The 19535-nt window shown below is 68.0% G+C and carries 25 protein-coding genes and 1 tRNA gene; 12 read left to right on the plus strand and 14 right to left on the minus strand.

The features are described 5' to 3' along the window. Position 1 precedes the first annotated feature (1 nt). The 4 genes from AC07VX_RS22620 to AC07VX_RS22635 all read left to right on the plus strand — a co-directional run bounded on the left by AC07VX_RS22620 (position 2) and on the right by AC07VX_RS22635 (position 1526). Entirely contained in the window at positions 2 to 493 is a 492-nt protein-coding gene (locus AC07VX_RS22620; RefSeq protein WP_493167296.1) for a cupredoxin domain-containing protein, read from the plus strand. A 17-nt stretch (positions 494 to 510) separates the two neighbouring features. After that, entirely contained in the window at positions 511 to 825 is a 315-nt protein-coding gene (locus tag AC07VX_RS22625) for a copper-binding protein (RefSeq protein WP_493167297.1), read from the plus strand. Next, positions 822 to 1199, plus strand: coding sequence for a hypothetical protein (locus tag AC07VX_RS22630; RefSeq protein WP_493167298.1), 378 nt, complete (start codon positions 822 to 824; stop codon positions 1197 to 1199). The genes AC07VX_RS22625 and AC07VX_RS22630 overlap by 4 nt, the downstream gene beginning before the upstream one ends. Positions 1200 to 1310: 111 nt before the next feature. Beyond that, positions 1311 to 1526 carry a hypothetical protein gene (locus AC07VX_RS22635; RefSeq protein ID WP_493183956.1) on the plus strand — a complete coding sequence of 72 codons (216 nt, stop codon included), beginning with the start codon at positions 1311 to 1313 and terminating at the stop codon, positions 1524 to 1526. A 281-nt stretch (positions 1527 to 1807) separates the two neighbouring features. Here the strand turns inward: AC07VX_RS22635 and AC07VX_RS22640 are convergent, their stop codons facing one another. From AC07VX_RS22640 to AC07VX_RS22660, 5 genes are all read right to left on the minus strand, one after another. Beyond that, positions 1808 to 2845 (minus strand): IS110 family RNA-guided transposase, encoded by a 1038-nt coding sequence (locus tag AC07VX_RS22640; protein ID WP_493167300.1) that lies wholly within the window; start codon positions 2843 to 2845, stop codon positions 1808 to 1810. A gap of 120 nt (positions 2846 to 2965) precedes the next feature. Next, positions 2966 to 3056, minus strand: a tRNA-Ser gene (locus AC07VX_RS22645). A 61-nt stretch (positions 3057 to 3117) separates the two neighbouring features. After that, entirely contained in the window at positions 3118 to 4413 is a 1296-nt protein-coding gene (gene serS, locus AC07VX_RS22650; RefSeq protein WP_493167301.1) for a serine--tRNA ligase, read from the minus strand. A 79-nt stretch (positions 4414 to 4492) separates the two neighbouring features. Beyond that, on the minus strand, positions 4493 to 5470 hold the full coding sequence (ispH, locus tag AC07VX_RS22655; protein WP_493167302.1) for a 4-hydroxy-3-methylbut-2-enyl diphosphate reductase: 978 nt from the start codon (positions 5468 to 5470) through the stop codon (positions 4493 to 4495). Beyond that, a complete protein-coding gene (locus AC07VX_RS22660; protein WP_493167303.1) occupies positions 5470 to 5913 on the minus strand; it encodes an FKBP-type peptidyl-prolyl cis-trans isomerase in 444 nt (147 codons plus the stop codon). Before AC07VX_RS22660 ends, ispH begins: the two co-directional genes overlap by 1 nt. A gap of 41 nt (positions 5914 to 5954) precedes the next feature. Here AC07VX_RS22660 and radC point away from each other — a divergent pair, with 41 nt between their 5' ends. The 3 genes from radC (at position 5955) to AC07VX_RS22675 (ending at position 8061) form a co-directional block, all read left to right on the plus strand. Then, the gene (gene radC, locus AC07VX_RS22665) at positions 5955 to 6629 is read left to right on the plus strand and encodes a RadC family protein (RefSeq protein ID WP_493167304.1); all 675 of its coding nucleotides are present in this window, start codon (positions 5955 to 5957) and stop codon (positions 6627 to 6629) included. Further along, a complete protein-coding gene (locus AC07VX_RS22670) occupies positions 6626 to 7270 on the plus strand; it encodes a Smr/MutS family protein (RefSeq protein WP_493167305.1) in 645 nt (214 codons plus the stop codon). Before radC ends, AC07VX_RS22670 begins: the two co-directional genes overlap by 4 nt. Positions 7271 to 7422: 152 nt before the next feature. Next, positions 7423 to 8061 carry a hypothetical protein gene (locus tag AC07VX_RS22675; protein WP_493167306.1) on the plus strand — a complete coding sequence of 213 codons (639 nt, stop codon included), beginning with the start codon at positions 7423 to 7425 and terminating at the stop codon, positions 8059 to 8061. Here the strand turns inward: AC07VX_RS22675 and AC07VX_RS22680 are convergent. From AC07VX_RS22680 to AC07VX_RS22690, 3 genes are read right to left on the minus strand one after another with little or no spacing between them, the layout of a single operon-like run. Beyond that, on the minus strand, positions 8058 to 8444 hold the full coding sequence (locus tag AC07VX_RS22680; RefSeq protein ID WP_493167307.1) for a group II truncated hemoglobin: 387 nt from the start codon (positions 8442 to 8444) through the stop codon (positions 8058 to 8060). The genes AC07VX_RS22675 and AC07VX_RS22680 overlap by 4 nt on opposite strands. After that, the gene (locus tag AC07VX_RS22685; RefSeq protein WP_493167308.1) at positions 8437 to 9234 is read right to left on the minus strand and encodes a MinD/ParA family protein; all 798 of its coding nucleotides are present in this window, start codon (positions 9232 to 9234) and stop codon (positions 8437 to 8439) included. The genes AC07VX_RS22680 and AC07VX_RS22685 overlap by 8 nt, the downstream gene beginning before the upstream one ends. Beyond that, a complete protein-coding gene (locus AC07VX_RS22690) occupies positions 9231 to 9956 on the minus strand; it encodes a GGDEF domain-containing protein (RefSeq protein ID WP_493167309.1) in 726 nt (241 codons plus the stop codon). The genes AC07VX_RS22685 and AC07VX_RS22690 overlap by 4 nt, the downstream gene beginning before the upstream one ends. Before the next feature lie 210 nt (positions 9957 to 10166). Here AC07VX_RS22690 and AC07VX_RS22695 point away from each other — a divergent pair, with 210 nt between their 5' ends. The 3 genes from AC07VX_RS22695 to AC07VX_RS22705 are packed head-to-tail and all read left to right on the plus strand — an operon-like array spanning position 10167 to position 12779. Continuing rightward, on the plus strand, positions 10167 to 11018 hold the full coding sequence (locus AC07VX_RS22695; protein ID WP_493167310.1) for a CheR family methyltransferase: 852 nt from the start codon (positions 10167 to 10169) through the stop codon (positions 11016 to 11018). A gap of 2 nt (positions 11019 to 11020) precedes the next feature. After that, a complete protein-coding gene (gene cheD, locus AC07VX_RS22700) occupies positions 11021 to 11680 on the plus strand; it encodes a chemoreceptor glutamine deamidase CheD (RefSeq protein WP_493167311.1) in 660 nt (219 codons plus the stop codon). 10 nt (positions 11681 to 11690) lie between these two features. Continuing rightward, positions 11691 to 12779, plus strand: coding sequence for a protein-glutamate methylesterase/protein-glutamine glutaminase (locus tag AC07VX_RS22705; RefSeq protein ID WP_493167312.1), 1089 nt, complete (start codon positions 11691 to 11693; stop codon positions 12777 to 12779). Between the two features lie 10 nt (positions 12780 to 12789). Here the strand turns inward: AC07VX_RS22705 and AC07VX_RS22710 are convergent, their stop codons facing one another. Continuing rightward, entirely contained in the window at positions 12790 to 13095 is a 306-nt protein-coding gene (locus AC07VX_RS22710; RefSeq protein ID WP_493167313.1) for a hypothetical protein, read from the minus strand. 92 nt (positions 13096 to 13187) lie between these two features. On the opposite strand from AC07VX_RS22710, the gene AC07VX_RS22715 reads away from it, so the two are divergent. Further along, on the plus strand, positions 13188 to 14114 hold the full coding sequence (locus AC07VX_RS22715; RefSeq protein ID WP_493167314.1) for a LysR substrate-binding domain-containing protein: 927 nt from the start codon (positions 13188 to 13190) through the stop codon (positions 14112 to 14114). On the opposite strand, the gene hemW is transcribed toward AC07VX_RS22715, so the two are convergent. From hemW to AC07VX_RS22740, 5 genes are read right to left on the minus strand one after another with little or no spacing between them, the layout of a single operon-like run. Further along, a complete protein-coding gene (gene hemW, locus AC07VX_RS22720) occupies positions 14086 to 15249 on the minus strand; it encodes a radical SAM family heme chaperone HemW (RefSeq protein ID WP_493167323.1) in 1164 nt (387 codons plus the stop codon). The genes AC07VX_RS22715 and hemW overlap by 29 nt on opposite strands. 13 nt (positions 15250 to 15262) lie before the next feature. Next, positions 15263 to 15868 (minus strand): non-canonical purine NTP pyrophosphatase, encoded by a 606-nt coding sequence (locus AC07VX_RS22725; protein WP_493167315.1) that lies wholly within the window; start codon positions 15866 to 15868, stop codon positions 15263 to 15265. Beyond that, a complete protein-coding gene (gene rph / locus AC07VX_RS22730) occupies positions 15865 to 16587 on the minus strand; it encodes a ribonuclease PH (RefSeq protein ID WP_493167316.1) in 723 nt (240 codons plus the stop codon). The genes AC07VX_RS22725 and rph overlap by 4 nt, the downstream gene beginning before the upstream one ends. A 13-nt stretch (positions 16588 to 16600) precedes the next feature. Beyond that, positions 16601 to 17509 carry a PP2C family protein-serine/threonine phosphatase gene (locus AC07VX_RS22735; RefSeq protein WP_493167317.1) on the minus strand — a complete coding sequence of 303 codons (909 nt, stop codon included), beginning with the start codon at positions 17507 to 17509 and terminating at the stop codon, positions 16601 to 16603. Next, the gene (locus tag AC07VX_RS22740; protein ID WP_056264626.1) at positions 17509 to 18477 is read right to left on the minus strand and encodes a serine/threonine protein kinase; all 969 of its coding nucleotides are present in this window, start codon (positions 18475 to 18477) and stop codon (positions 17509 to 17511) included. The genes AC07VX_RS22735 and AC07VX_RS22740 overlap by 1 nt, the downstream gene beginning before the upstream one ends. A 31-nt stretch (positions 18478 to 18508) precedes the next feature. Between AC07VX_RS22740 and AC07VX_RS22745 the strand changes: the two genes are divergently transcribed. Continuing rightward, positions 18509 to 19423 (plus strand): YicC/YloC family endoribonuclease, encoded by a 915-nt coding sequence (locus AC07VX_RS22745; RefSeq protein WP_493167318.1) that lies wholly within the window; start codon positions 18509 to 18511, stop codon positions 19421 to 19423. Positions 19424 to 19535 lie beyond the last annotated feature (112 nt).

Below are 19535 nucleotides of genomic sequence, written 5' to 3' on the forward strand. Positions count from 1 at the left end.
CATGAAGACACGAATCCTCCTCTCCCTGCTGCTCGCCCTCGCCGCCGGCGGCTCGCAAGCCCATGGCGACGGCCACGCCGCCAGCGCGCCGCCAGGCACCGTCAAGAAGGAACAGAAGGCCTGGGGCATTGCCGGTGAGCGCCGCGCAGCCAAGCGCAGCGTCCAGATCAAGATGAGCGACGACATGCGCTTCACGCCCTCGCGCATCGAGGTGCGCCAGGGCGAGACGCTGCGCCTGGTCATGCGCAACACGGGTGCCGTGCTGCACGAACTCGTCATCGGCACCCCGCAGGAGCTGGAAGAGCACGCGGCACTGATGCTGAAGTTCCCCGGCATGCAACACGACGAGCCCTACATGGCCCATGTGCCGCCTGGCCAGAGCGGCGAGATCGTCTGGACCTTCAATCGTACGGGCGAGTTCGACTTCGCCTGCCTCATCGCCGGCCATTTCCAGGCTGGCATGCGCGGCAAGATCGTCGTGCAGCCACGCTGACCCAGGAGACCTGCTTCATGAAATCCGTTCTGCTCTGGGCCGTGCTGCTGACATCACCCATGCTCGCCCCCGCCGCCGAGCCGCCCGCTCCGGCAGCTTCCGCCGCCGACACGATGACCGACGCCGAGGTCCGCAGGATCGACCTCGCCGCAGCCAAGGTGACGCTGCGCCACGGCGAGATCAGGTCCCTGGACATGCCCGCCATGACCATGGTCTTCCAGGCCCGCGACAAGCACCTGCTCGACGGTCTCAAGGTCGGGGACAAGGTGCGTTTCAGGGCCTCGCACGAGGCCGGCCAGTTCATCGTCACCGCCATCGAGATGGCGAAATGAAGGCCGTGCTCGCGCTGCTCTGCCTGGCCGCCTCGACCAAGACCTTCGCGGCCGCCCAGGTCGTCGACGTCGTCTGGACCGCCGAAGGCCGCTTCACGCACGCGACGACGCTGGCACCCAAGGAGATGCTGGAGGTCTGCGGCAAGCTGCCCAAGGGCAGCCGCGCGCGGTGGTCCTTCGAGGCCGGCGCGCCGCTGCCCTTCAACATTCACTTCCACCAGGGCAAGGAAGTCGTCTACCCGGCACGGCTGGAACGGGCCGAGAAGGGTCAGGGTCTGCAGACCTTCGAGGCCGAACCAGCACATTGCTGGATGTGGACGAACAAGACCGCTGAAGCCGTGAAGGTCAGCGTCGAGTTGCAGCAACTTCCCTGACCGGGGCCACACCTCCGAAATGCTGGCTCACGCCGCGAGCCAGCAGCGGCGGACACTGGCCGGCGTTGGATGATGAACGATCCGGCGGGCAGAGCTCAGGAGGGGAAGTCGATGAGGGAACGTGGCAAATACGGCGGCTTGTGCGAGGAAATCCGGGACAGGACGGACGCGGACGGCGCCGTCGTCATGGTCTACAACGGCGAACTGGGCAGCGGTTTCTCGATCGTGGGATCGCCCGAGTTCTGTCAGGCCATGCCGGCCGCTTTGCGTTCCATGGCCGACCAACTGGAAGCCGGGGATCGGGCCAGGCTGCACGGGCTCAGTTGACCGGCAAAGAAAATCTATGGTCACCCCCGCTTTTGCAAGCGCTGATGGCAGGTGAAGTGAAGGTGGCTTGCGTAAATCTATCCGGCGTCTGGGTGGGGATCGGGGATTCCCGCGCCACGATGAGAGTCGCGCCCGGCAGTCCTTAAAAAGCCCTCGGCTTCAAGAGCCGGTTTTCTTATCTGGATGTCTGCCAGGCCGAATGGGCCGTTCACGTCATCACTGCTGCAGCGGTCGCAAAACCTGTTGGGTGTTCGTCGTAGAGGTTAAAGGGCGAGCGTCGGTCAGGCTACTGCCGGCTGTGGCCGCAGCTTGCCCGGGTCGTAGGACGTGTGCCCGCGGGCCAAAGCCCACGCCATGCGCGCGAGCTTGTTGGCCAGCGCGCACGCCACGACATTGGAGTGCCGGCGCGTGAGCAGCGAGCGCACCCAGTCGGCCAGCGGGCCGGGGTATTTATCCAATCGCTGCATGAATGCCCGGGCGCACTGCACCAGCAACCGTCGCAGGTTCTTGTCGCCGCGTTTACTGATGCCCAGGAGCGTAGCCTTGCCGCCGGTGCTGTACTGGCGCGGCACCAGCCCGAGCGAGGCTGCGAAGTCGCGGCTGGCGGCGAACTGATGCCCGTCGCCCATCTCGGCTGAGAGCACGCTGGCGGTGATGGGGCCGACGCCCGGCAGCGTCATGAGCCTGTGGCCCAGGTCGTCTGCGTGGACCTGGCGCCCCAGTTGCTTCTCGACCTCGGCGATCTGGTCGTCCAGGTACTTGAAATGCGCGTGCAGCCGCTGCAACACCAGGACGAACTGTGGCGGCAGGTCTTCATGCTCGGCCATCAAGGCGGGCAGCCTCTTGATGACGGCGAAGCCGACGGGCAGGCTGATGCCGAACTCCAGCAGGAAGCCGTGCATCTGGTTGGCGGTCTTGGTGCGGTCGTGGACCAGGGACTCGCGCACGCGGTGCAGCATCGACAGCGTCTGCTGGGCCTCGGTCTTGGGCGGCACGAAGCGCATCGTAGGCCGCGAGGCGGCCTCGCAGATCGCCTCGGCGTCGATGAAGTCGTTCTTGTTGCCCTTCACGAACGGGCGCACGTACTGCGGCGAGATCAGCTTGACCTCGTGGCCAAGGGCAACGAGCCTGCGCGCCAGGTAGTGGGCGCCAGCACAGGCCTCCATGATGGCGGTACAGGGGTGGAACTTGGCGAAGAACTCGACAAGCTGCTTGCGGCTGAGCTTCCTGCGGAATACGGCCAGCCCCTTGCGGTCCTGGCCGTGCAGGTGAAACGAGTGCTTGCCCAGGTCGATGCCGACCATCGTTACAGAGTCCATGATGACCTCCGCCACAAATAAGAACACCCCGGCAACGTACGTCACCGGGGTGTTCGGGGCAAACACGAGATGGGGGTGACCATCTCATTAAGCCCGCCGGGGTTGCCGGCGGGCTGTTCTTGGCGGAGAGGGAGGGATTCGAACCCTCGGTACGGGGATACCGTACGCCTGATTTCGAGTCAGGTACATTCGACCACTCTGCCACCTCTCCTGATTCGGTGCGCTGGTGCGAAGCCAAGCATTATAGCCGGCTTTTTCGCCCCCGCTCGAGATCAGGCGCGCAGCAACTCGACGCCGCCCATGTAGGGGCGCAGCGCTTGCGGCACGGTGATGCTGCCGTCGGCGTTCTGGTAGTTCTCCAGCACCGCCACCAGCGTGCGGCCCACGGCCAAGCCGGAGCCGTTCAGCGTGTGCACCAGCTCGTTCTTGCCCTGGGCGTTCTTGAAGCGCGCCTGCATGCGGCGGGCCTGGAAGGCGCCCATGTTCGAGCAGGAACTGATCTCGCGGTAGGTGTTCTGCGCCGGCAGCCACACCTCCAGGTCGTAGGTCTTGACCGCGCCGAAACCCATGTCGCCGCTGCACAGCAGCATGGTGCGATACGGCAGGCCGAGCTTCTGCAGGATGGCCTCGGCATGACCGGTCATCTCCTCCAGCGCAGCCATGCTGTGCTCGGGCTGCTCGATGCGCACCATCTCGACCTTGTCGAACTGGTGCTGGCGGATCATGCCGCGCGTGTCGCGGCCGGCCGAGCCTGCTTCCGAGCGGAAGCAGGGGCTGTGGGCCGTCAGCTTGACGGGCAGGTCCTCGGCCTTGAGCACGCTCTCGCGCACGGTGTTGGTCAGCGAGATTTCCGAGGTGGAGATGAGGTACTGCTCTGCCTGCTCGTCGTCGCCGCCACGCAGCACCCAGAACATGTCTTCCTTGAACTTGGGCAGCTGGCCCGTGCCTTCGAGGATCTCGCGGTTGACGATGTAGGGCGTGTAGCACTCGGTGTAGCCGTGCTCGGTGGTCTGCACGTCGAGCATGAACTGCGCGAGCGCGCGATGCAGGCGGGCGACAGGGCCCTTCAGGAAGGTGAAGCGCGAGCCCGACAGCTTGGCGCCGGTCTCGAAGTCCAGGCCAATGGGGGCACCGAGGTCGACATGGTCCTTGACGTCGAAGTCGAAGGCGCGCGGGCTGCCCCAGCGGCGCACCTCGACGTTGCCGGCCTCGTCGGCGCCAAGCGGCACGCTGGCGTCGGGCAGGTTGGGCACGCCCATCAGCATCTGGTTGAGCTCGTGCTGGATGGCGTCCAGCCGCTCCGCGCCAGCCTTGAGTTCATCGGCAATGCCGCCGACCTCGGCCATGAGGGCCGAGGCGTCCTCGCCCTTGCCCTTGGCCATGCCGATCTGCTTGGACAGCGCGTTGCGGCGGGCCTGCAACTCCTCGGTGCGGGTCTGCACGGCCTTGCGCTCGGCCTCCAGGGCCTTGAAGCGCTCCACGTCGAGGAAGGGCTGCGGGTGCTTGCGCGCGCTCAGGCGCTCGATGACGGCATCGAGGTCCTTGCGCAGTTGGGTGATGTCGAGCATGGAAAATGAACCTTCAGAAATCGGATACGAAAACGGCGCCGATGTCAGTCAGCGCCGCCGGATGCGTGAGGCATCGGCGTCAGGATCGGGAGGAACTCACCTCGGCCATGGACTTGTCGCCCAGGCCCATGGGCAGCGGGAAGCGCACGTGCTCCTCCACGCCAGGCAGGCTGCGCACCGTCGTCGCGCCGAAGGCGCGCAGGCGATCGATGACGGCCTGCACCAGCACGTCGGGCGCCGAGGCGCCGGCCGTCAGGCCCACGCGCGGACGGCCGTCCAGCCACTCGGCCTTCAGGTCGTCGGCCGCGTCGACCATGTAGCCCGGCGTGCCCAGGCGCTCGGCGAGTTCGCGCAGGCGGTTGCTGTTGGAGCTGGTGGGGCTGCCGACGACGATGACGACGTCGACCTGAGGCGCCAGCAGCTTGACGGCGTCCTGGCGGTTCTGCGTGGCATAGCAGATGTCCTGCTGCTTGGGCTCGCGCACCTGCGGGAACACGCGCTTCACCTCGGCCAGGATGTCAGCCGCGTCGTCCACGCTGAGCGTGGTCTGCGTGACGACCGCGAGCCGGGTCTGGTCCTTGACCCGCACCTTGGCCACGTCCTCGACGTCCTCCACCAGGAAGATGCCCTCAGACAGCTGGCCCATCGTGCCCTCGACCTCGGGGTGGCCCTTGTGGCCGATCATGATGAACTCATAGCCCTCGCGGTGCAGCTTGGCCACTTCGACGTGCACTTTGGTCACCAGCGGGCAGGTGGCGTCGAAGACGTTGAAGCCGCGCGCGGCAGCCTCGCGGCGCACCTCCTGGCTCACGCCGTGGGCGCTGAACACCAGCGTGGCGCCGGGCGGCACCTCGGCCAAGTCCTCGATGAAGATGGCACCGCGCGACTTCAGGTCGTTGACGACGTAGGTGTTGTGGACGATCTCGTGGCGCACGTAGATGGGCGCGCCGAACTTCAGGAGCGCGCGCTCGACGATCTCGATGGCCCGGTCCACGCCGGCGCAGAAGCCACGTGGCTCGGCCAGCAGCACTTCCTGGGTTTGCACGGCGGCCGTCATCAAAGTACCCCGATCACTTGCACCTCGAAGCTGACCGGCTGGCCAGCGAGCGGGTGGTTGAAGTCGAACAGCAGGGCCTCGTGGCCCAACTCGCGCACGACGCCGGCATAGCCGCCCTGTCCGTCCGGGCCGGGGAACTGCACGACGTCGCCGACGTTGTAGGTCTCGTCCGGATCGCCCAGCTGGCGCAGCAGCGTGAGCTTCACGCGCTGCAGCAGCTCGGGGTTGCGGTCCCCGAAGGCCTCGCCGGCGGCGAGCTGGAAGGTCTCGTGCGCACCTTCGGGCAGGCCGACAAGGCGCGCCTCGATGGCCGGCGACAGCTGACCCGTGCCCAGCGACAGCGTCGCCGGCTTGTCGTCGAAGGTATTGACGATGTCGGCGCCGTCCGGGCCCGAGAGCCGGTAATGCAGCGTGAGGAAGGAGCCGGCCTGGATGGGATTCATTCGGGAGAGGTCTGGGAGCGCTTGGCTAGACTGCCGATTTTATGCCGCTGACCCACCTGCCCCCTGACGCCCGCCCGCGCGAGAAGCTGCTCGCCCGCGGCCCGCAGGCGCTGGCGGATGCCGAGTTGCTGGCCCTGCTGCTGCGCACCGGCATCCAGGGCACGCCGGTGCTGCAGCTGGCGCAGAGTCTGCTGGACCGCTTCGGCGGCTGGGCCGGGCTGCTGGCGGCCGGCGTGCAGGATCTCGGCAAGGTCAAGGGCCTGGGGCCGGCCAAGCGCGCCGAGATCGCTGCCGTGCTGGAGATCGCGCGCCGCTCGCTGAACCAGCAGTTGGCCGAGAAGCCGGCCATGAGCGACGTTGACGCGGTCAAGACCTATCTGCGCCTGCACCTGGGCTGCCTGGGCCACGAGGTGTTCGCCGTGCTGTTCCTGGACGCCCAGCTGCGGCTGATCGCGATGGAGACGTTGTTCCAGGGTTCGCTGACGTCGACGACGGTGCACCCGCGCGAGGTCGTCAAGCGCGCGCTCGCGCTGGGCGCCGGCGCCGCCATCCTGGCGCACAACCACCCCAGCGGCGTGGCCGAACCCTCCAAGGCCGACGAGTTGCTCACACGCCAGCTGAGCCAGGCGCTGGCCCTGGTCGACGTTCGCGTCGTCGACCACCTCGTCGTCGGCGCGGGCGAAGTGGTGTCCCTGGCCGAGCGGGGTCTGATGTGAGCAAGACGGTCCGCAGCCTGGCCGACCTGAAGCCGCTCGCTCGCGAGCTCACCGCCGCGCGGCTGGCGGCCGAGTTGGAGCGCGAGCGTCTGGCGGCGGCCCTGCGGCTGGCAGAACAGGAGCGCCGCGTCTTTGAACTGACGGTCGGCCCCGTGACGCCGCTGCGCCGCGTGGACCGCGTGCTGCACGAGCGCGAACAGCCGGCGCCCGAGCCGCGTCAGCGCGAGGCCGACGAGCGCGCCGTGCTGCTGCAGGCGCTGTCCGACGAAATCGACGTGGACACGCTGCTGGACACCGACGAGACGCTGAGCTTCCGCCGTGAGGGTATCGCCGTCGAGGTGGTGCGCAAGCTGCGTCGCGGCCACTGGGCGCTGCAGGCCCAGCTCGACCTGCACGGCCTGCGCCGCGATGCCGCGCGCGAGGCACTGGGGCAGTTCATCCACGACAGCGCCCGCCGCGGGCTGCGCTGCGTGCGCGTCGTGCACGGCAAGGGCCATGGCTCGCCGGGCCGCGAGCCAGTGCTCAAGGGGCGCGTGCGGCGCTGGCTGGTGCAGAAGAACGAGGTGCTGGCCTTCGTGCAGGCGCGCGCCAGCGACGGTGGCGCCGGCGCGCTGATGGTGCTGCTGACCGGAACGGCCTGACGGGCCGCTGACAGCCGCTGACGCCCGGCTGGCGCGTCGCGCGCCGGCGACGCGCGTCAACGCCATTGACCCGCGCCGTTAGGCCGGAGTAGCCTGGGCCCAAGCCGCCGCAGCGCGACACGAGGTTTCCCCAGCCACCACGAGGAGAGCCCATGAACCTGTCCCGCCACTCCCCCGCGCCCACCCGCTATGTGGGCATCGGCCTGGTCGTCGCACTGCATCTGGCAGGCATCTATGCGCTGAGCGCGGGCCTCATCAAGCCGCTGGCCAGGCCCAAGGAGGCCACCATCCTGCTGCCGCCCATCCCCGAGCGGCCACGCGAAGCCGAGCGTGTGCGCGATCTGGTGACGGCCGAGCGGCCCACGCTCATGAACGTGCCCCGGCCCGACGTGCCGGTGCCGCCGACCTGGCTGGAGGACACGCCCCGGGTCGCCACGGAAGTCCAGCGCGGCGAGCCCGTCGTCCCGACCGGCAACACGGCCGGCGCGGGCACGCCCGCAGTGGCGCCGCCCGTGAGGAACGGAACCTCGATCAGCGTCCCCGGCGCCGTCTGCTCGGTCATGCCGCGCCCCGAGGTACCGGCCGTGAACTGGAGCGGCGAAGCCGTGCTGCAGGTGCTGGCCACCGTGCGAGGCGGGCGCGTCGTCGGCAGCGAGGTGCGCGTGGCCCTGGGCGCGCTGGACGGCAAGACCCGGCGCTCGCTGCAGCGCTCGGTGGAATCCGCCCTCGCCGGCTACCAGTGCCAGGGCGACGCAATGTTCCAGCAGGAGTTCGCGTTCAGGCTGGACTAGACGTTGCGCATCCAGTCGGCCGTTCCCGCGAAGGACTCGGCCAGGCGGGCCTGCAGGGCCGGGTCCGCGCCCGTCTCCTGCATGGCTTGGTCCATGCAGGCCAGCCATTCGTCGCGCTCCGCGATGCCGATGCGAAACGGCAGATGGCGCGCCCGCAGCCGCGGGTGGCCGAAGCGGCTGATGTAGTGGTCCGGCCCGCCCAGCCAGCCGCACAGGAACCAGAACAGCTTGTCGCGCGCCGAGTCCAGCGAGCCGCCATGCGCCGCGCGCAGCCGGGCATAGGCCGGCTCCAGATCCATCAGGTCGTAGAAACTGTCGACGAGTTCGCGCACGCGCGCCTCGCCGCCCATCCATTCGAAAGCGGTGGTCGGGGAATCAGCCAAGCAGCCTGCTCGCGAGCGCCTTGATGGCCTGGGCCGCGTCGCAGCCCGGGTAATGCTCCAGCATGAGCTGGCGCTTGAGCACGGCCTGGCGCACGGCCGGGTCGGCCTTGACCTCGCCGTAGAGCTCCAGCCGGAAGCCCTGGCCCGGCCCCGGGCCGACGAAGCGCTGCAGCACCTGCTGCAGCTGCCCGCAGATCAGCTTGCCCTCGCCGACACGGTTGGCCTGGTTGACCAGCAAGCCCACATGGCGGCGCTCCTGCTGCGTGGCCAGCACCTTGATGGTGGCGTAGGCGTCGGTCAGCGACGTGGGCTCGGGCGTGGCGACGACAAGCACGTCCTGCGCCAGCGAGATGGCGAACAGCACGACGTCGGAGATGCCGGCGCCGGTGTCGAGCAGCACCCAGTCGAAGCGCGGCTTCACGAGGTCGACGATGTGCAGCAGCTTGTCGCGCACCTCGGGCGTGAGGCGCGAGTACTCGACCATACCCGAGCCGGCCAGCAGCACGGAGAAACCGCCCGGCGCGGGCAGGATGGCCTGCTCCAGCGTCGCCTTCTCGGTGAAGACGTCGTGCAGCGTCAGCTTGGGGTGCAGGTTGAGCACCACGTCGAGGTTGGCGAGGCCGAGGTCGGCGTCCAGCACCAGCACCTTCTGGCCGCGAGCAGCCAGGGCCGCGGCGAGGTTGGCGGTGACGAAGGTCTTGCCGACGCCGCCCTTGCCGCTGGTGACGGCCAGGGTGCGGGCGCCGGTGCGCGTGGGGCGTGATGCAGCAGGATCGGGTGTCGTGCTCATGGCAAGTCCTGTTGCGTTTCGAGATTCAGGGTGGCGAACAACATGCCCTTTTCTTCGGCGCTGACCAGGGAGTCGACCTGGGGTTCGAGGCAGGCGCGGTTGCGGCCTTCGGCCTTGGCGCGGTAAAGCTGCCGGTCGGCGCGCTCCGTCCACAGCAGCGGCGACGAACGCACCCATTGCGGCGCGAATGCACCTCCCAGGCTGACGGTGACGCTCAGCATCTGGCCAGGGCCGACCTCGATGTCGAGCTCCGACACGCGCTCGCGCACCCGCTCGGCCACGGCCAGCCCCACGTGCGAGGCGCAGTTGGGCAGGATGATGGCGAACTCCTCGCCACCCACGCGGGCGACGAGATCCATGGGCCGCACGGTCTGCTCGACGGCTCGTGCCACGGCGCGGATGACCTGGTCGCCGGCGCCATGGCCGTGGGTGTCGTTCACGGCCTTGAAGTGATCGATGTCCAGCATCAGCAGCAGGGCCGCCTCACCGGAGCGGGCCACGCGATCGACCTCGCGGGCCAGTGCCATCTCGAAACTGCGGCGGTTGACGAGACCGGTCAGCGCATCCTTGCTGGAGAGATCGCACAGCGCGTCCAGCACGGCCTGCAGCCAGGCAGGACTCATGGGAGCCTCGTCCGGAAGCAACGCCCCGGCCTGCTGCAGCAGTTGCAGGGCCTGCTCCAGATCGAGCGCTGCGGCGTCGATCAGCGGGGTGGCTGGCAAGCGGTGTTCCAAAGGATGGAGGAAGCCTGGATTGTGGTTTCAGGGCAGTCTAGCAGCGCGCCCCGCCGGGACAGGTCGTGAAACAGGCACGTTCCTGCGCCCTGTTTGCACTATGCTGAACCGCACCCCGGCCGTACAAACGGCCCGCGGTGCAGAATCGGAACGCCTACGCCAGAACTGCTGCGAGCACCAACAATTCTGATTTTCGACATGCCCGCACCCGACCTCGCCTCCGGCACGGATTCCCTTGATCACGAATTCAGCTTCAGCAAGGCCGACTTCGACCGCGTGCGCGAGCTGATCTACAAGCATGCCGGCATCAGCCTCCATGACGGCAAGCACGCGATGGTCTACAGCCGGTTGTCGCGCCGCCTGCGCGAGACGGGCCACAAGAGCTTCGCGAGCTATCTGCAGTGGCTGGAGTCGTCCACCGGGCCCTCGGGCGCCGTCGAGTGGCAGGAGTTCGTCAACTGCCTGACCACCAACCTGACCTCCTTCTTCCGCGAGGACCATCACTTCCACGCGCTGAAGGACGACCTCAAGCCCTTCGCCGGCAAGCCGGTGCGCATCTGGTGCTGCGCCGCTTCCACCGGTGAGGAGCCCTACTCCATTCTGATGACCTGCAGCGAGGCCCTCGGGCCCGGTGCATCGGTGCAACTGGTGGCCAGCGACATCGACACCAACGTGCTGGCCGCGGCCAAGCGCGGCGTCTACAACGCCGACGCTCGCGGCTTGGACGCGACTCGTTTGAAGAACTTCTTCATGCGCGGCACCGGCGCCAATTCCGGCAAGATCCGCGTCAAGCCCGAGCTGCAGCGCTGGGCGGAATTCCGCACGCTGAACCTGATGGATCAGCAGTGGCAGCTCGGCGACCCCTTCCACATGGTGTTCTGCCGCAACGTGATGATCTATTTCGACGCGCCGACCCAGCGCAAGGTGCTGGAGCGCATCCATCGCCACATGCGGCCGGGCGGCCTGCTATTCGTCGGGCATTCCGAGAACTTCACCGAATCGCGCGACCTGTTCAAGCTTCGCGGCAAAACCATCTACGAACGGGTCTGAGCATGAGCACTCCCCTTGCCTCCGCCTCGACCCTGGGCAACCCTGCCGCGCTGGCCAAGGTCAACAGCCTCAAGGCCCAGCCGCGCAAGCAGGGCGAGGCCTCGTTCTTCTTCTACGACGCCCACTTCAAGAACGCGGCTGTCAAGATCCTGCCGGGCGAGTACTTCGTCGACACGGAGGACCTCCTCGTCATGACGACGCTGGGCTCCTGCATCGCCGCCTGCCTGTGGGACCGCGTGGCCAAGGTCGGCGGCATGAACCACTTCATGCTGCCCGAGGGCAACGGCGACTCGGGCCGCTACGGCTCGTTCGCGATGGAACTGCTGATCAACGAGATGATGAAGCGCGGCGCCAGCAAGGGCCGCATGGAAGCCAAGATCTTCGGCGGTGGCGCCGTCATCTCGGGCATGAACTCGCTCAACGTGGGCGAGCGCAACACCAACTTCGTCATCGACTACCTGAAGCTGGAGCGCATCCCCATCGTGTCCAAGGACGTGATGGATGTGTACCCGCGCAAGGTCTGTTTCCTGCCGGCAAGCGGCAAGGCCATGGTCAAGCGCCTGGCGCCAACGAATACCGACGCCCTGGTCCAGCAGGACAGGGCCGCGATCCAGAAGGTGCAGCCGGTCGCCAGCAGCGGCGGCTCCATCGATCTGTTCTAAGGAGACATCCATGGCCAAGACCAGGGTCGTGGTGGTGGACGATTCGGCGCTCGTGCGCTCCATCCTCACCGAGATCATCAACCGCCAGGCGGACATGGAATGCATCGGTGCGGCCGCCGACCCGCTGGTGGCGCGCGAGATGATCCGCAACCTCAACCCCGACGTCATCACGCTGGACGTGGAGATGCCTCGCATGGACGGCCTGGATTTCCTGTCCCGCCTGATGCGCTTGCGCCCGATGCCGGTGGTGATGGTGTCCACGCTGACCGAGCGCGGCGCCGAGGTCACGCTGAAGGCGCTGGAACTCGGCGCCGTCGACTTCGTCGCCAAGCCCAAGATCGGCGTGGCCGACGGCATCCGTCTGCTGGCGCAGGACATCACCGACAAGATCCGCATCGCTTCCAAGGCCCACATCCGCCGAGCGCCGCCGCCGCCCGCCCCGGGCACGGCCGCCCCCGCGCCGGTCAAGGCCGTCACGATGGCCAGCCTCGGCAAGGCCTCCACCGAGAAGATCATCTTCATCGGCGCATCCACCGGCGGCACCGAGGCCACCAAGGACGTGCTCATCAACCTGCCGGCCGACAGCCCGGCCGTCGTCATCACCCAGCACATGCCGCCCGGCTTCACCCGAAGCTATGCGGCCCGGCTGGACGGCCTGTGCAAGATCCGCGTCAAGGAGGCCCAGGACGGCGAGCGCATCCTCCCCGGCCATGGCTATATCGCGCCGGGCGGCCTGCATCTGAGCGTGGAGCGCAGCGGCGCGAACTACATCGCCCGCGTCCAGGACGGCGATCCGATCAACCGGCACAAGCCTTCGGTCGAAGCGCTCTTCCTGTCGGCCGCCAAGGTCGTCGGCCCGAACGCCATCGGCATCATGCTGACCGGCATGGGCGCCGACGGCGCCCGCGCCATGAAGGTCATGAAGGACGCCGGCGCCTACAACTACTGCCAGGACGAGGCCAGCTGCGTCGTCTTCGGCATGCCGCGCGAGGCCATCGCAGCCGGCGCAGCAGATGAGGTGCTGCCGCTGAACCAGATTGCCGCCAAGGTGCTGGAGCGGCTCCGCGCCACGGCGGGCATGTCGCTCAACCGCGTCTGAGCGCGGATCGTCAGCGCTTGCCCGCACTGGCCGGGGCATCGGCCTTGGCGACCAGCATCGGGCGCTGACGCGCCACGACCACGGGGTCGTTCGGGAATACCGGCTTGAAGCCGTCCAGCGACTTGGGGCTGGCCGGAACCCAGACCGTCTGCACCGGGCGTTCGGCCCTGCCGGTGACGACAACGCGGGCCGGACGCTCCGCGGCTGCCTCCTTCAGGTCGGCATTCGAATCCGTGAACGCCCGGGCGCCGGTGCTGGCAAGCACGAGGACAGCGGCAAATGAGGCAAAGGCAATCCAGCGAGGCAGGGAAATCATGGCGGCTCCTTGTAGTGCTGGTTATCCTATGCATCCAAAATCCGCCGCGGAAACGCTATTTTCTGCACTGATTGGTTTGATTTACTAACCAGATGGCCTCGCTCGACCGTTTTCCGCTGCACTACCTCGCCGCCTTCCGCGCCGCCGCGCAGACCGAGAACCTGCGCGCGGCGGCCGAAAGCCTGCACCTGACGCACAGCGCCGTCAGCCAGCAGATCCGCGGCCTGGAGGCGGCGCTGGGCTTCGAGGTCTTCACGCGCCAGGGGCGGCGCCTGACGCTGAACCCCGCCGGTCAGGCCCTGCAGCGTGCCGTCAGCAAGGTGTTCGCCGAACTGCAGGCCGGCCTGCTCGCGGCGGGCCAGGCGCACGGCAAGCAGGCGCAGATGCTGCGCGTGACCTCCCTGCCCTCCTTCGCCCAGCGCTGGCTGATGCCGCGGCTGCCGCGCTGGCAGGCCCTGCAGCCCTGCATCACGCTGGATCTGCACACAGGCCAGCAAGTGGTTGACCTGGAGCGCGAGGGCTACCAGATCGGGCTACGCGTCGGCCGCGGACCCTGGCCCGGCCTCGTCAACGAGCGCCTCTTCCACTCGCCGCTGATCGCCGTCGCCGCACCAGCCCTGGCGCACCGCCTCATCGGCCAGCCGCTGCAAGCCCTGGCCTCACAGCCCTTGCTCGACGACGTGGACGTCTGGCAGCAATGGTTTGCGCTGGCTGGCCTGCCCGTGGCACCGGTCGTCGTCGCGAGCTTCAACGATGCCGGCGTGCTGCTGCAGGCCGCCGAGCAAGGCATGGGCGTGGCCCTGGCACGCGAGCTGATCGCCGGCGACGCGCTGCTGGACGGCCGCCTCGTACGCGTGGCGGCCCACACGCTGGACCTGGACGCCGGGCGCGACTACCACGTCGTCTATCCGGAGGCCTTGCGCGACGACCCCGCCGTGCGCGCCTTCTGCGACTGGCTGCACGCCGAGATCGCGGCGCTGCAGCAGCGGCTCACAGAAACAGCTGCTGCAGATCGCTGAGGAAATCGAAGCCGCGCTCGGTCGGCTGGATGCGGGCCGCGTCACCCGTCAGCAGGCCACGGCCGCGCGCCGTCTCCAGGCCCTTGGCGATGCTGGACATCGGCAGACCGGTGCGTTCGAGAAACTGCGTCAGCGTGACGCCTTCCTTCAGCCGCAGTGCGTTCAGCATGAACTCGAAGGGCAGTTCCCTGCGGGCCACCTCGTGCTCGTTGCTGACCTTGTTTTCCTGGGCCATGAAGGCGGCCGGCTCGCGCCAGCGCACCTGGCGCATGACGCGGTTCGGAAAGCTCAGCTTGCTGTGCGCGCCGGCGCCGATGCCCAGGTAGTCGCCGAACTGCCAGTAGTTCAGGTTGTGCGCGCAGCGGTGGCCTTCTCGGGCATAGGCCGACACCTCGTAGCGAGCCATGCCTGCGGCGCCGGTGCGCGCGGTGATCAGGTCCAGCATGTCGCTGGCGAGATCCGGGTCGGGCAGGCCGGCCGGCGTGCGCGTGGCGAACACCGTGTTGGGCTCGATGGTCAGGTGGTAGATGGACAGGTGGGGCGGCTGGAAGCTCAGCGCGGTGTCCAGCTCACGGGCCAGGTCGTCCAGCGTCTGCCCCGGCAGGGCGTACATCAGGTCGAGGTTGAAGGTCTCGAACGCGGCGGCGGCCTCCGCCAACGCCTCGCGCGCCTGCGCTGCGCTGTGAACGCGGCCGAGCGCCTTGAGCTGCGTGTCATCGAAGCTCTGCACCCCGACCGACAACCGCGTCACGCCGGCCTGCCTGAAGCCCTTGAAGCGCTCACGCTCGAAGGTGCCGGGGTTGGCCTCCAGCGTGATCTCGCAGCCCGGCTCCAGCGGCAGGCGGGCACGGATGTCCGAGATGAGCTGGGCGATCTGCTCGGGGTTGAACAGGCTGGGCGTGCCGCCGCCGATGAAGATGCTGACGACGGGCCGCCCCCAGATCAACGGCAGCGCAGCCTCGAGGTCGGCGCGCAGCGCGGCGAGATAGGCCTGCGCGGTGTCGACAGCCAGCGCGCCGCCCCTGACCTCATGCGAATTGAAGTCGCAGTAGGGGCATTTGCGCAGGCACCAGGGCAGGTGGACGTAGAGCGCAAGCGGGGGCAGCGCGGGCAACTGCAGCGTGCCCGGGCGCATCAGGTGCGCGAGATCAGCCAAGCCGCCAGACCTCGCGGAACTGCTGGATCAACAGCGCAGCCGCCAGGGCCCGGTGGCTGTGGCGATTCTTGACCTCCGCACCCAGGCCGGCCACGGTCTGCCCCAGCACGGGGATGTGCATCAGCGGGTCGTAGCCGAAGCCGCCGGCGCCGCTCGGTGCGGTCAGGATCTCGCCGCCCCAGCGGCCCATCGCGATCAGCGGCTCGGGGTCGTCGGCGTTGCGCACGGCCACCAGCGCACACACGAAGCGCGCACGGCGGTCCACCACGCCAGCCATGTCGCGCAGCAGGCGCTCGTTGTTGGCCGCGTCGCTCTTCTCGCCGCCGGCGTCCAGCGCATAGCGTGCCGAGCGCACGCCGGGCGCGCCGCCCAGCGCATCCACACTCAGGCCCGAGTCGTCGGCCAGCGCGGGCAGGCCGCTGGCACGCGCCGCGTGGCGGGCCTTGGCCAGCGCGTTCTCGGCAAAGGTCGAAAAAGGTTCCTCGGCCTCCGGGATGCCCAGACTGCCCTGCGTCACGAGCTCGATGCCGAGCGGCGCGAACAGCGCCTGCAGCTCGACGAGCTTCTTGGCGTTGTTGGAGGCGAGGACCAGTTTCATGCGGACTTCTGCAGCTCGATCAGCTCACGGATGCCCTTGTCGGCCAGGTCCAGCAGCGCGTTCATCTCGTCGCGAGTGAAGACAACGCCCTCGGCCGTACCTTGCAGCTCGACGAAGCCGCCGCCGCCGGTCATGACGACGTTCATGTCGGTGTCGCAGGCCACGTCCTCGGTGTATTCGAGGTCCAGCAGTGGCACGCCGTCGACGATGCCGACGGAGATGGCGGCCACGGCCTCCTTAATCGGCGAGCGTGCCAGCTTGCCGTCGGCCAGCAGGCGGTTGACGGCATCCTGGGCCGCGACGAAGGCGCCGGTGATGGCCGCCGTGCGCGTGCCGCCGTCGGCCTGCAGCACGTCGCAGTCGAGCGTGATGGTGCGCTCGCCCAGCGCCGACAGATCGAACACGGCGCGCAGCGAGCGGCCGATGAGGCGCTGAATCTCTTGCGTGCGGCCGCTTTGCTTGCCCTTGGCGGCCTCGCGGTCGCCGCGGGTGTGCGTGGCGCGGGGCAGCATGCCGTATTCGGCCGTCACCCAGCCCTCGCCGGAGCCGCGCTTGTGCGGCGGCACACGTTCCTCGACGGAGGCCGTGCACAGCACGCGCGTGCCGCCGAACTCGATCAGCACCGAGCCCTCGGCGTGCACGGTGAAACCACGGGTGATGCGCACCGGGCGCAACTGGTTGGCGGCGCGGCCTGCGCTGCGCGTGAAGGTCTTGGTCATGAGGAAAAGAGAGTTAGCGGCGGTTCACGCCGCGGCCGGACTGGCGGATGACTTCGTTGATCTCGCGGATGGAGCGCTCGATCTCCTCGTCGTCCATGGCGGCGACGAGGTCGACGTCGAGGGCGCCCTGGATGGTCGACGCGAAGCCGGAGTTGCCGAGATTCTGCGTCGTGTCCCCGGCGGGATCGCCCTCGCCTTCCCACTCGACGGCCAGCACGGTGACGTTGTCGCTACGCGCGCCACCGCGGCGCAGGGCCTGCTCGACAAGCTCTGGCACGGCCTCGGAGATGGCCTGGTCGGCCAGGTGCTGGACGATCTCGCCGTCCTCGACGCTGCCCCAGAGGCCGTCGGAGCACAGCAGGAGGCGGTCGGAGGCCTCCAGGATGAGCGGCCCCTGGCAGTCCACCATGGGCTTGCCGGGGCTGCCCAGGCAGGTGAAGAGAACGTTGCGGTTGAAGGGCTCGCCGCTGCGCGAAACACGGCCAAGGGCTTCCTGCAGCTCGGAATAGGAGTGGTCACGCGTGCGGGCGATCAGCTTGCCCGAGCGCACGAGGTAGAGCCGCGAATCGCCGCAGTGTGCCCACCAGGCCTGGTTGCCCTGCAGGATGCAGGCAACGACCGTCGTGCGGGGCGTGTCGGACAGGCCCTTGCTGGCCGCGTAGCGCAGCAGTTGCTGGTGGGCGATGACGATAGTTTCCTGCAGGAAGCGCTGCGGGTCCTCAATGACCGGGCGGGCGTCCTGCTGAAACAGGGCTGCAAGGGTCTGCAGCGCGATCTGGGCGGCCACCTCGCCTTCCGGATGGCCTCCCATGCCGTCGGCCAGCGCGAACAGGCCGGCCTCCCGCGTGAAGCAGTAGCCCATGCGGTCTTCGTTGGTCTCGCGGCCGCCGCGACGGCTGACCTGGAAGACGTTGAATCGCATTACGCCTTGGCTCCGGACTTCAGGTTTTCGAGCTGGAGTTTGAGCCGTTCGCTGAAGGACAGTTTGGTGTAGCGCCTTTCGGTCTCGCGGGCGAGCTCCTTCTGCAGCGCGAAGACGCTCTGCGGGCGCGACAGCGGATCGAGCGACATGCACCACTCGGTCACTTCGAGCAGGTTGTCGGAGTAGACATTGCGCAGGCGCGACAGGCTCAAGCTGAGGCGGTCCTTCTCCAGCCGCTGCGGCGCGTCGTTGGGCGGATAGCCCTGCATGCAGGCGTAGATGCAGGCGCCGATGGCGTAGATGTCGGTCCAAGGGCCCAGCGAACCGTCACGGCGGTACATCTCCGGCGCGGCAAAGCCCGGCGTGTACATCGGGCGGATGAAGTTGCCTTCCTTGCTCAGCACCTCGCGCGCGGCGCCGAAGTCCAGCAGCACGGCCTTGTTGTCGTTGGTGATGAAGATGTTGGCCGGCTTGATGTCCAGGTGCAGCATCTTGTGCTGATGCACGATGCGCAGGCCGCGCAGGATCTCGTCGAAGAGGCTGCGGATGGTGGACTCGCGGAACACCTTGTCGCGCTTCATGTCGCGCGCGGTCACGATGAAGTCCTGCAGGGTGTCGCCCTGCAGGTAGTTCATGACCATGTAGACGGTTTCGTTCTCGCGCAGGAAGTTCAGCACCGAGACAACGCTGGGATGCGAGATCTGCGCGAGCGAACGCCCTTCTTCGAAGAAGCTCTTCAGGCCAAGCCGGTAAAGCGGTTGCTTCTCCGGCTTGACGCGAGGCGTCAGTTCGCCGGGCGAACGTTCGGCCAGCGACGAGGGCAGATACTCCTTCAACGCGACCAGATGATGGTCGGGATCCTCGGCGAGATACACCACGCCGAAACCGCCCGCCGCCAGTCGTTTGATGATCTGATAGCCCCCGACCACCGTGCCTGCGGGCAAGGGCGCCGGCTTCGGCTTGGACATAATCGCGTTTTGTCTGTTTTGCGAGTGCGAAATGCCAGTCTACAGCATGACCGGGTACGCCAATTCCCTGGCGCAACCCCCTAAAGCCGAGGACGGCAACAGCGCAGCGCCAGCTTCGGTCAGCGTCGAATTGCGGTCGGTCAACGGCCGCTTCCTGGACCTATCCATGCGCATGCCCGAGGAGCTGCGCGGGCTTGAGCCGCAGCTGCGCGAACTGATTGCAGCCCGCTTCAAGCGCGGCAAGATCGAGTTGCGCATCAACACCCAGCGCGAGGCCGACGGCGGCTGGCCCCAGCCCCAGCCCGAACAACTCAATCGCCTGGCCAACCTGGAGGCCAAGGTGCGCGCCTGGATGCCTCAGGCGACGCCGCTGTCCGTGCACGAGGCCTTGAATTGGTGCAAGAGCGGTGCAGCCGTGCCGGTGCAGCTGGACGCCGCGACGCTGGAGGCGGCCCAGGCCTGCGTCCAGGGCCTGGCCGAGGCCCGCGAGCGCGAGGGCGAGAAGCTGGTTGCCATCCTGTCCGAGCGCATCCAGCGCCTGCGCGAGCTGGCCGACGAAGCCGAGCCCCTGCTGCCGGCCGTCGTCACCCGCCAGCAGCAGCGTTTCCTGGAACGCTGGCAGGAAGCCCTGAGTGCGACGGGCGCCGCCGGCACCGTGCCCAAGGAAGCCCTGCAGGAGCGCGCCCTCAACGAGGCCGCGGCGTTTGCCATCCGCATCGACGTGGCCGAGGAACTGGGGCGGCTGCGCGCGCATCTGGAAGAGCTGACACGGTTGCTGAAAAAGGGCGGCGAGCTCGGCAAGCGGCTGGATTTCCTGATCCAGGAGCTGCATCGTGAAGCCAATACCCTGGGCTCCAAGTCCGCGGCGCTGGAATTGACGAACATCTCGGTCGAAATGAAGGTCGCCATCGAGCAAATGCGCGAGCAGGTGCAAAATTTGGAGTAGGCCACCGCAGGCAAGCCCCTTCAGCAAGACCGCTATCGTTTAGGTTTGTTCGACACCTGCCCGCGCGGCAAGCTAATGGCGCGAACGACGCCGAGTAGAGGGCAGGTGTTGG

It is taken from the genome of Roseateles sp. GW821-FHT03B02 (genome assembly GCF_059421025.1).

What these genes read in the sequence shown, in the direction of transcription:
- AC07VX_RS22635 (WP_493183956.1), top strand. Translation starts at nt 1,311, where the DNA reads ATGAGGGAACGTGGCAAATACGGCGGCTTGTGCGAGGAAATCCGGGAC.
- AC07VX_RS22695 (WP_493167310.1), top strand. Translation starts at nt 10,167, where the DNA reads ATGCCCGCACCCGACCTCGCCTCCGGCACGGATTCCCTTGATCACGAA.
- AC07VX_RS22685 (WP_493167308.1), bottom strand. Translation starts at nt 9,234, where the DNA reads ATGAGCACGACACCCGATCCTGCTGCATCACGCCCCACGCGCACCGGC.
- radC (WP_493167304.1), top strand. Translation starts at nt 5,955, where the DNA reads ATGCCGCTGACCCACCTGCCCCCTGACGCCCGCCCGCGCGAGAAGCTG.
- AC07VX_RS22725 (WP_493167315.1), bottom strand. Translation starts at nt 15,868, where the DNA reads ATGAAACTGGTCCTCGCCTCCAACAACGCCAAGAAGCTCGTCGAGCTG.
- cheD (WP_493167311.1), top strand. Translation starts at nt 11,021, where the DNA reads ATGAGCACTCCCCTTGCCTCCGCCTCGACCCTGGGCAACCCTGCCGCG.
- rph (WP_493167316.1), bottom strand. Translation starts at nt 16,587, where the DNA reads ATGACCAAGACCTTCACGCGCAGCGCAGGCCGCGCCGCCAACCAGTTG.
- AC07VX_RS22710 (WP_493167313.1), bottom strand. Translation starts at nt 13,095, where the DNA reads ATGATTTCCCTGCCTCGCTGGATTGCCTTTGCCTCATTTGCCGCTGTC.
- AC07VX_RS22640 (WP_493167300.1), bottom strand. Translation starts at nt 2,845, where the DNA reads ATGGACTCTGTAACGATGGTCGGCATCGACCTGGGCAAGCACTCGTTT.
- AC07VX_RS22625 (WP_493167297.1), top strand. Translation starts at nt 511, where the DNA reads ATGAAATCCGTTCTGCTCTGGGCCGTGCTGCTGACATCACCCATGCTC.
- AC07VX_RS22675 (WP_493167306.1), top strand. Translation starts at nt 7,423, where the DNA reads ATGAACCTGTCCCGCCACTCCCCCGCGCCCACCCGCTATGTGGGCATC.
- AC07VX_RS22630 (WP_493167298.1), top strand. Translation starts at nt 822, where the DNA reads ATGAAGGCCGTGCTCGCGCTGCTCTGCCTGGCCGCCTCGACCAAGACC.
- AC07VX_RS22705 (WP_493167312.1), top strand. Translation starts at nt 11,691, where the DNA reads ATGGCCAAGACCAGGGTCGTGGTGGTGGACGATTCGGCGCTCGTGCGC.
- AC07VX_RS22715 (WP_493167314.1), top strand. Translation starts at nt 13,188, where the DNA reads ATGGCCTCGCTCGACCGTTTTCCGCTGCACTACCTCGCCGCCTTCCGC.
- AC07VX_RS22740 (WP_056264626.1), bottom strand. Translation starts at nt 18,477, where the DNA reads ATGTCCAAGCCGAAGCCGGCGCCCTTGCCCGCAGGCACGGTGGTCGGG.
- AC07VX_RS22735 (WP_493167317.1), bottom strand. Translation starts at nt 17,509, where the DNA reads ATGCGATTCAACGTCTTCCAGGTCAGCCGTCGCGGCGGCCGCGAGACC.
- AC07VX_RS22620 (WP_493167296.1), top strand. Translation starts at nt 2, where the DNA reads ATGAAGACACGAATCCTCCTCTCCCTGCTGCTCGCCCTCGCCGCCGGC.
- serS (WP_493167301.1), bottom strand. Translation starts at nt 4,413, where the DNA reads ATGCTCGACATCACCCAACTGCGCAAGGACCTCGATGCCGTCATCGAG.
- ispH (WP_493167302.1), bottom strand. Translation starts at nt 5,470, where the DNA reads ATGACGGCCGCCGTGCAAACCCAGGAAGTGCTGCTGGCCGAGCCACGT.
- hemW (WP_493167323.1), bottom strand. Translation starts at nt 15,249, where the DNA reads ATGCGCCCGGGCACGCTGCAGTTGCCCGCGCTGCCCCCGCTTGCGCTC.
- AC07VX_RS22660 (WP_493167303.1), bottom strand. Translation starts at nt 5,913, where the DNA reads ATGAATCCCATCCAGGCCGGCTCCTTCCTCACGCTGCATTACCGGCTC.
- AC07VX_RS22745 (WP_493167318.1), top strand. Translation starts at nt 18,509, where the DNA reads ATGCCAGTCTACAGCATGACCGGGTACGCCAATTCCCTGGCGCAACCC.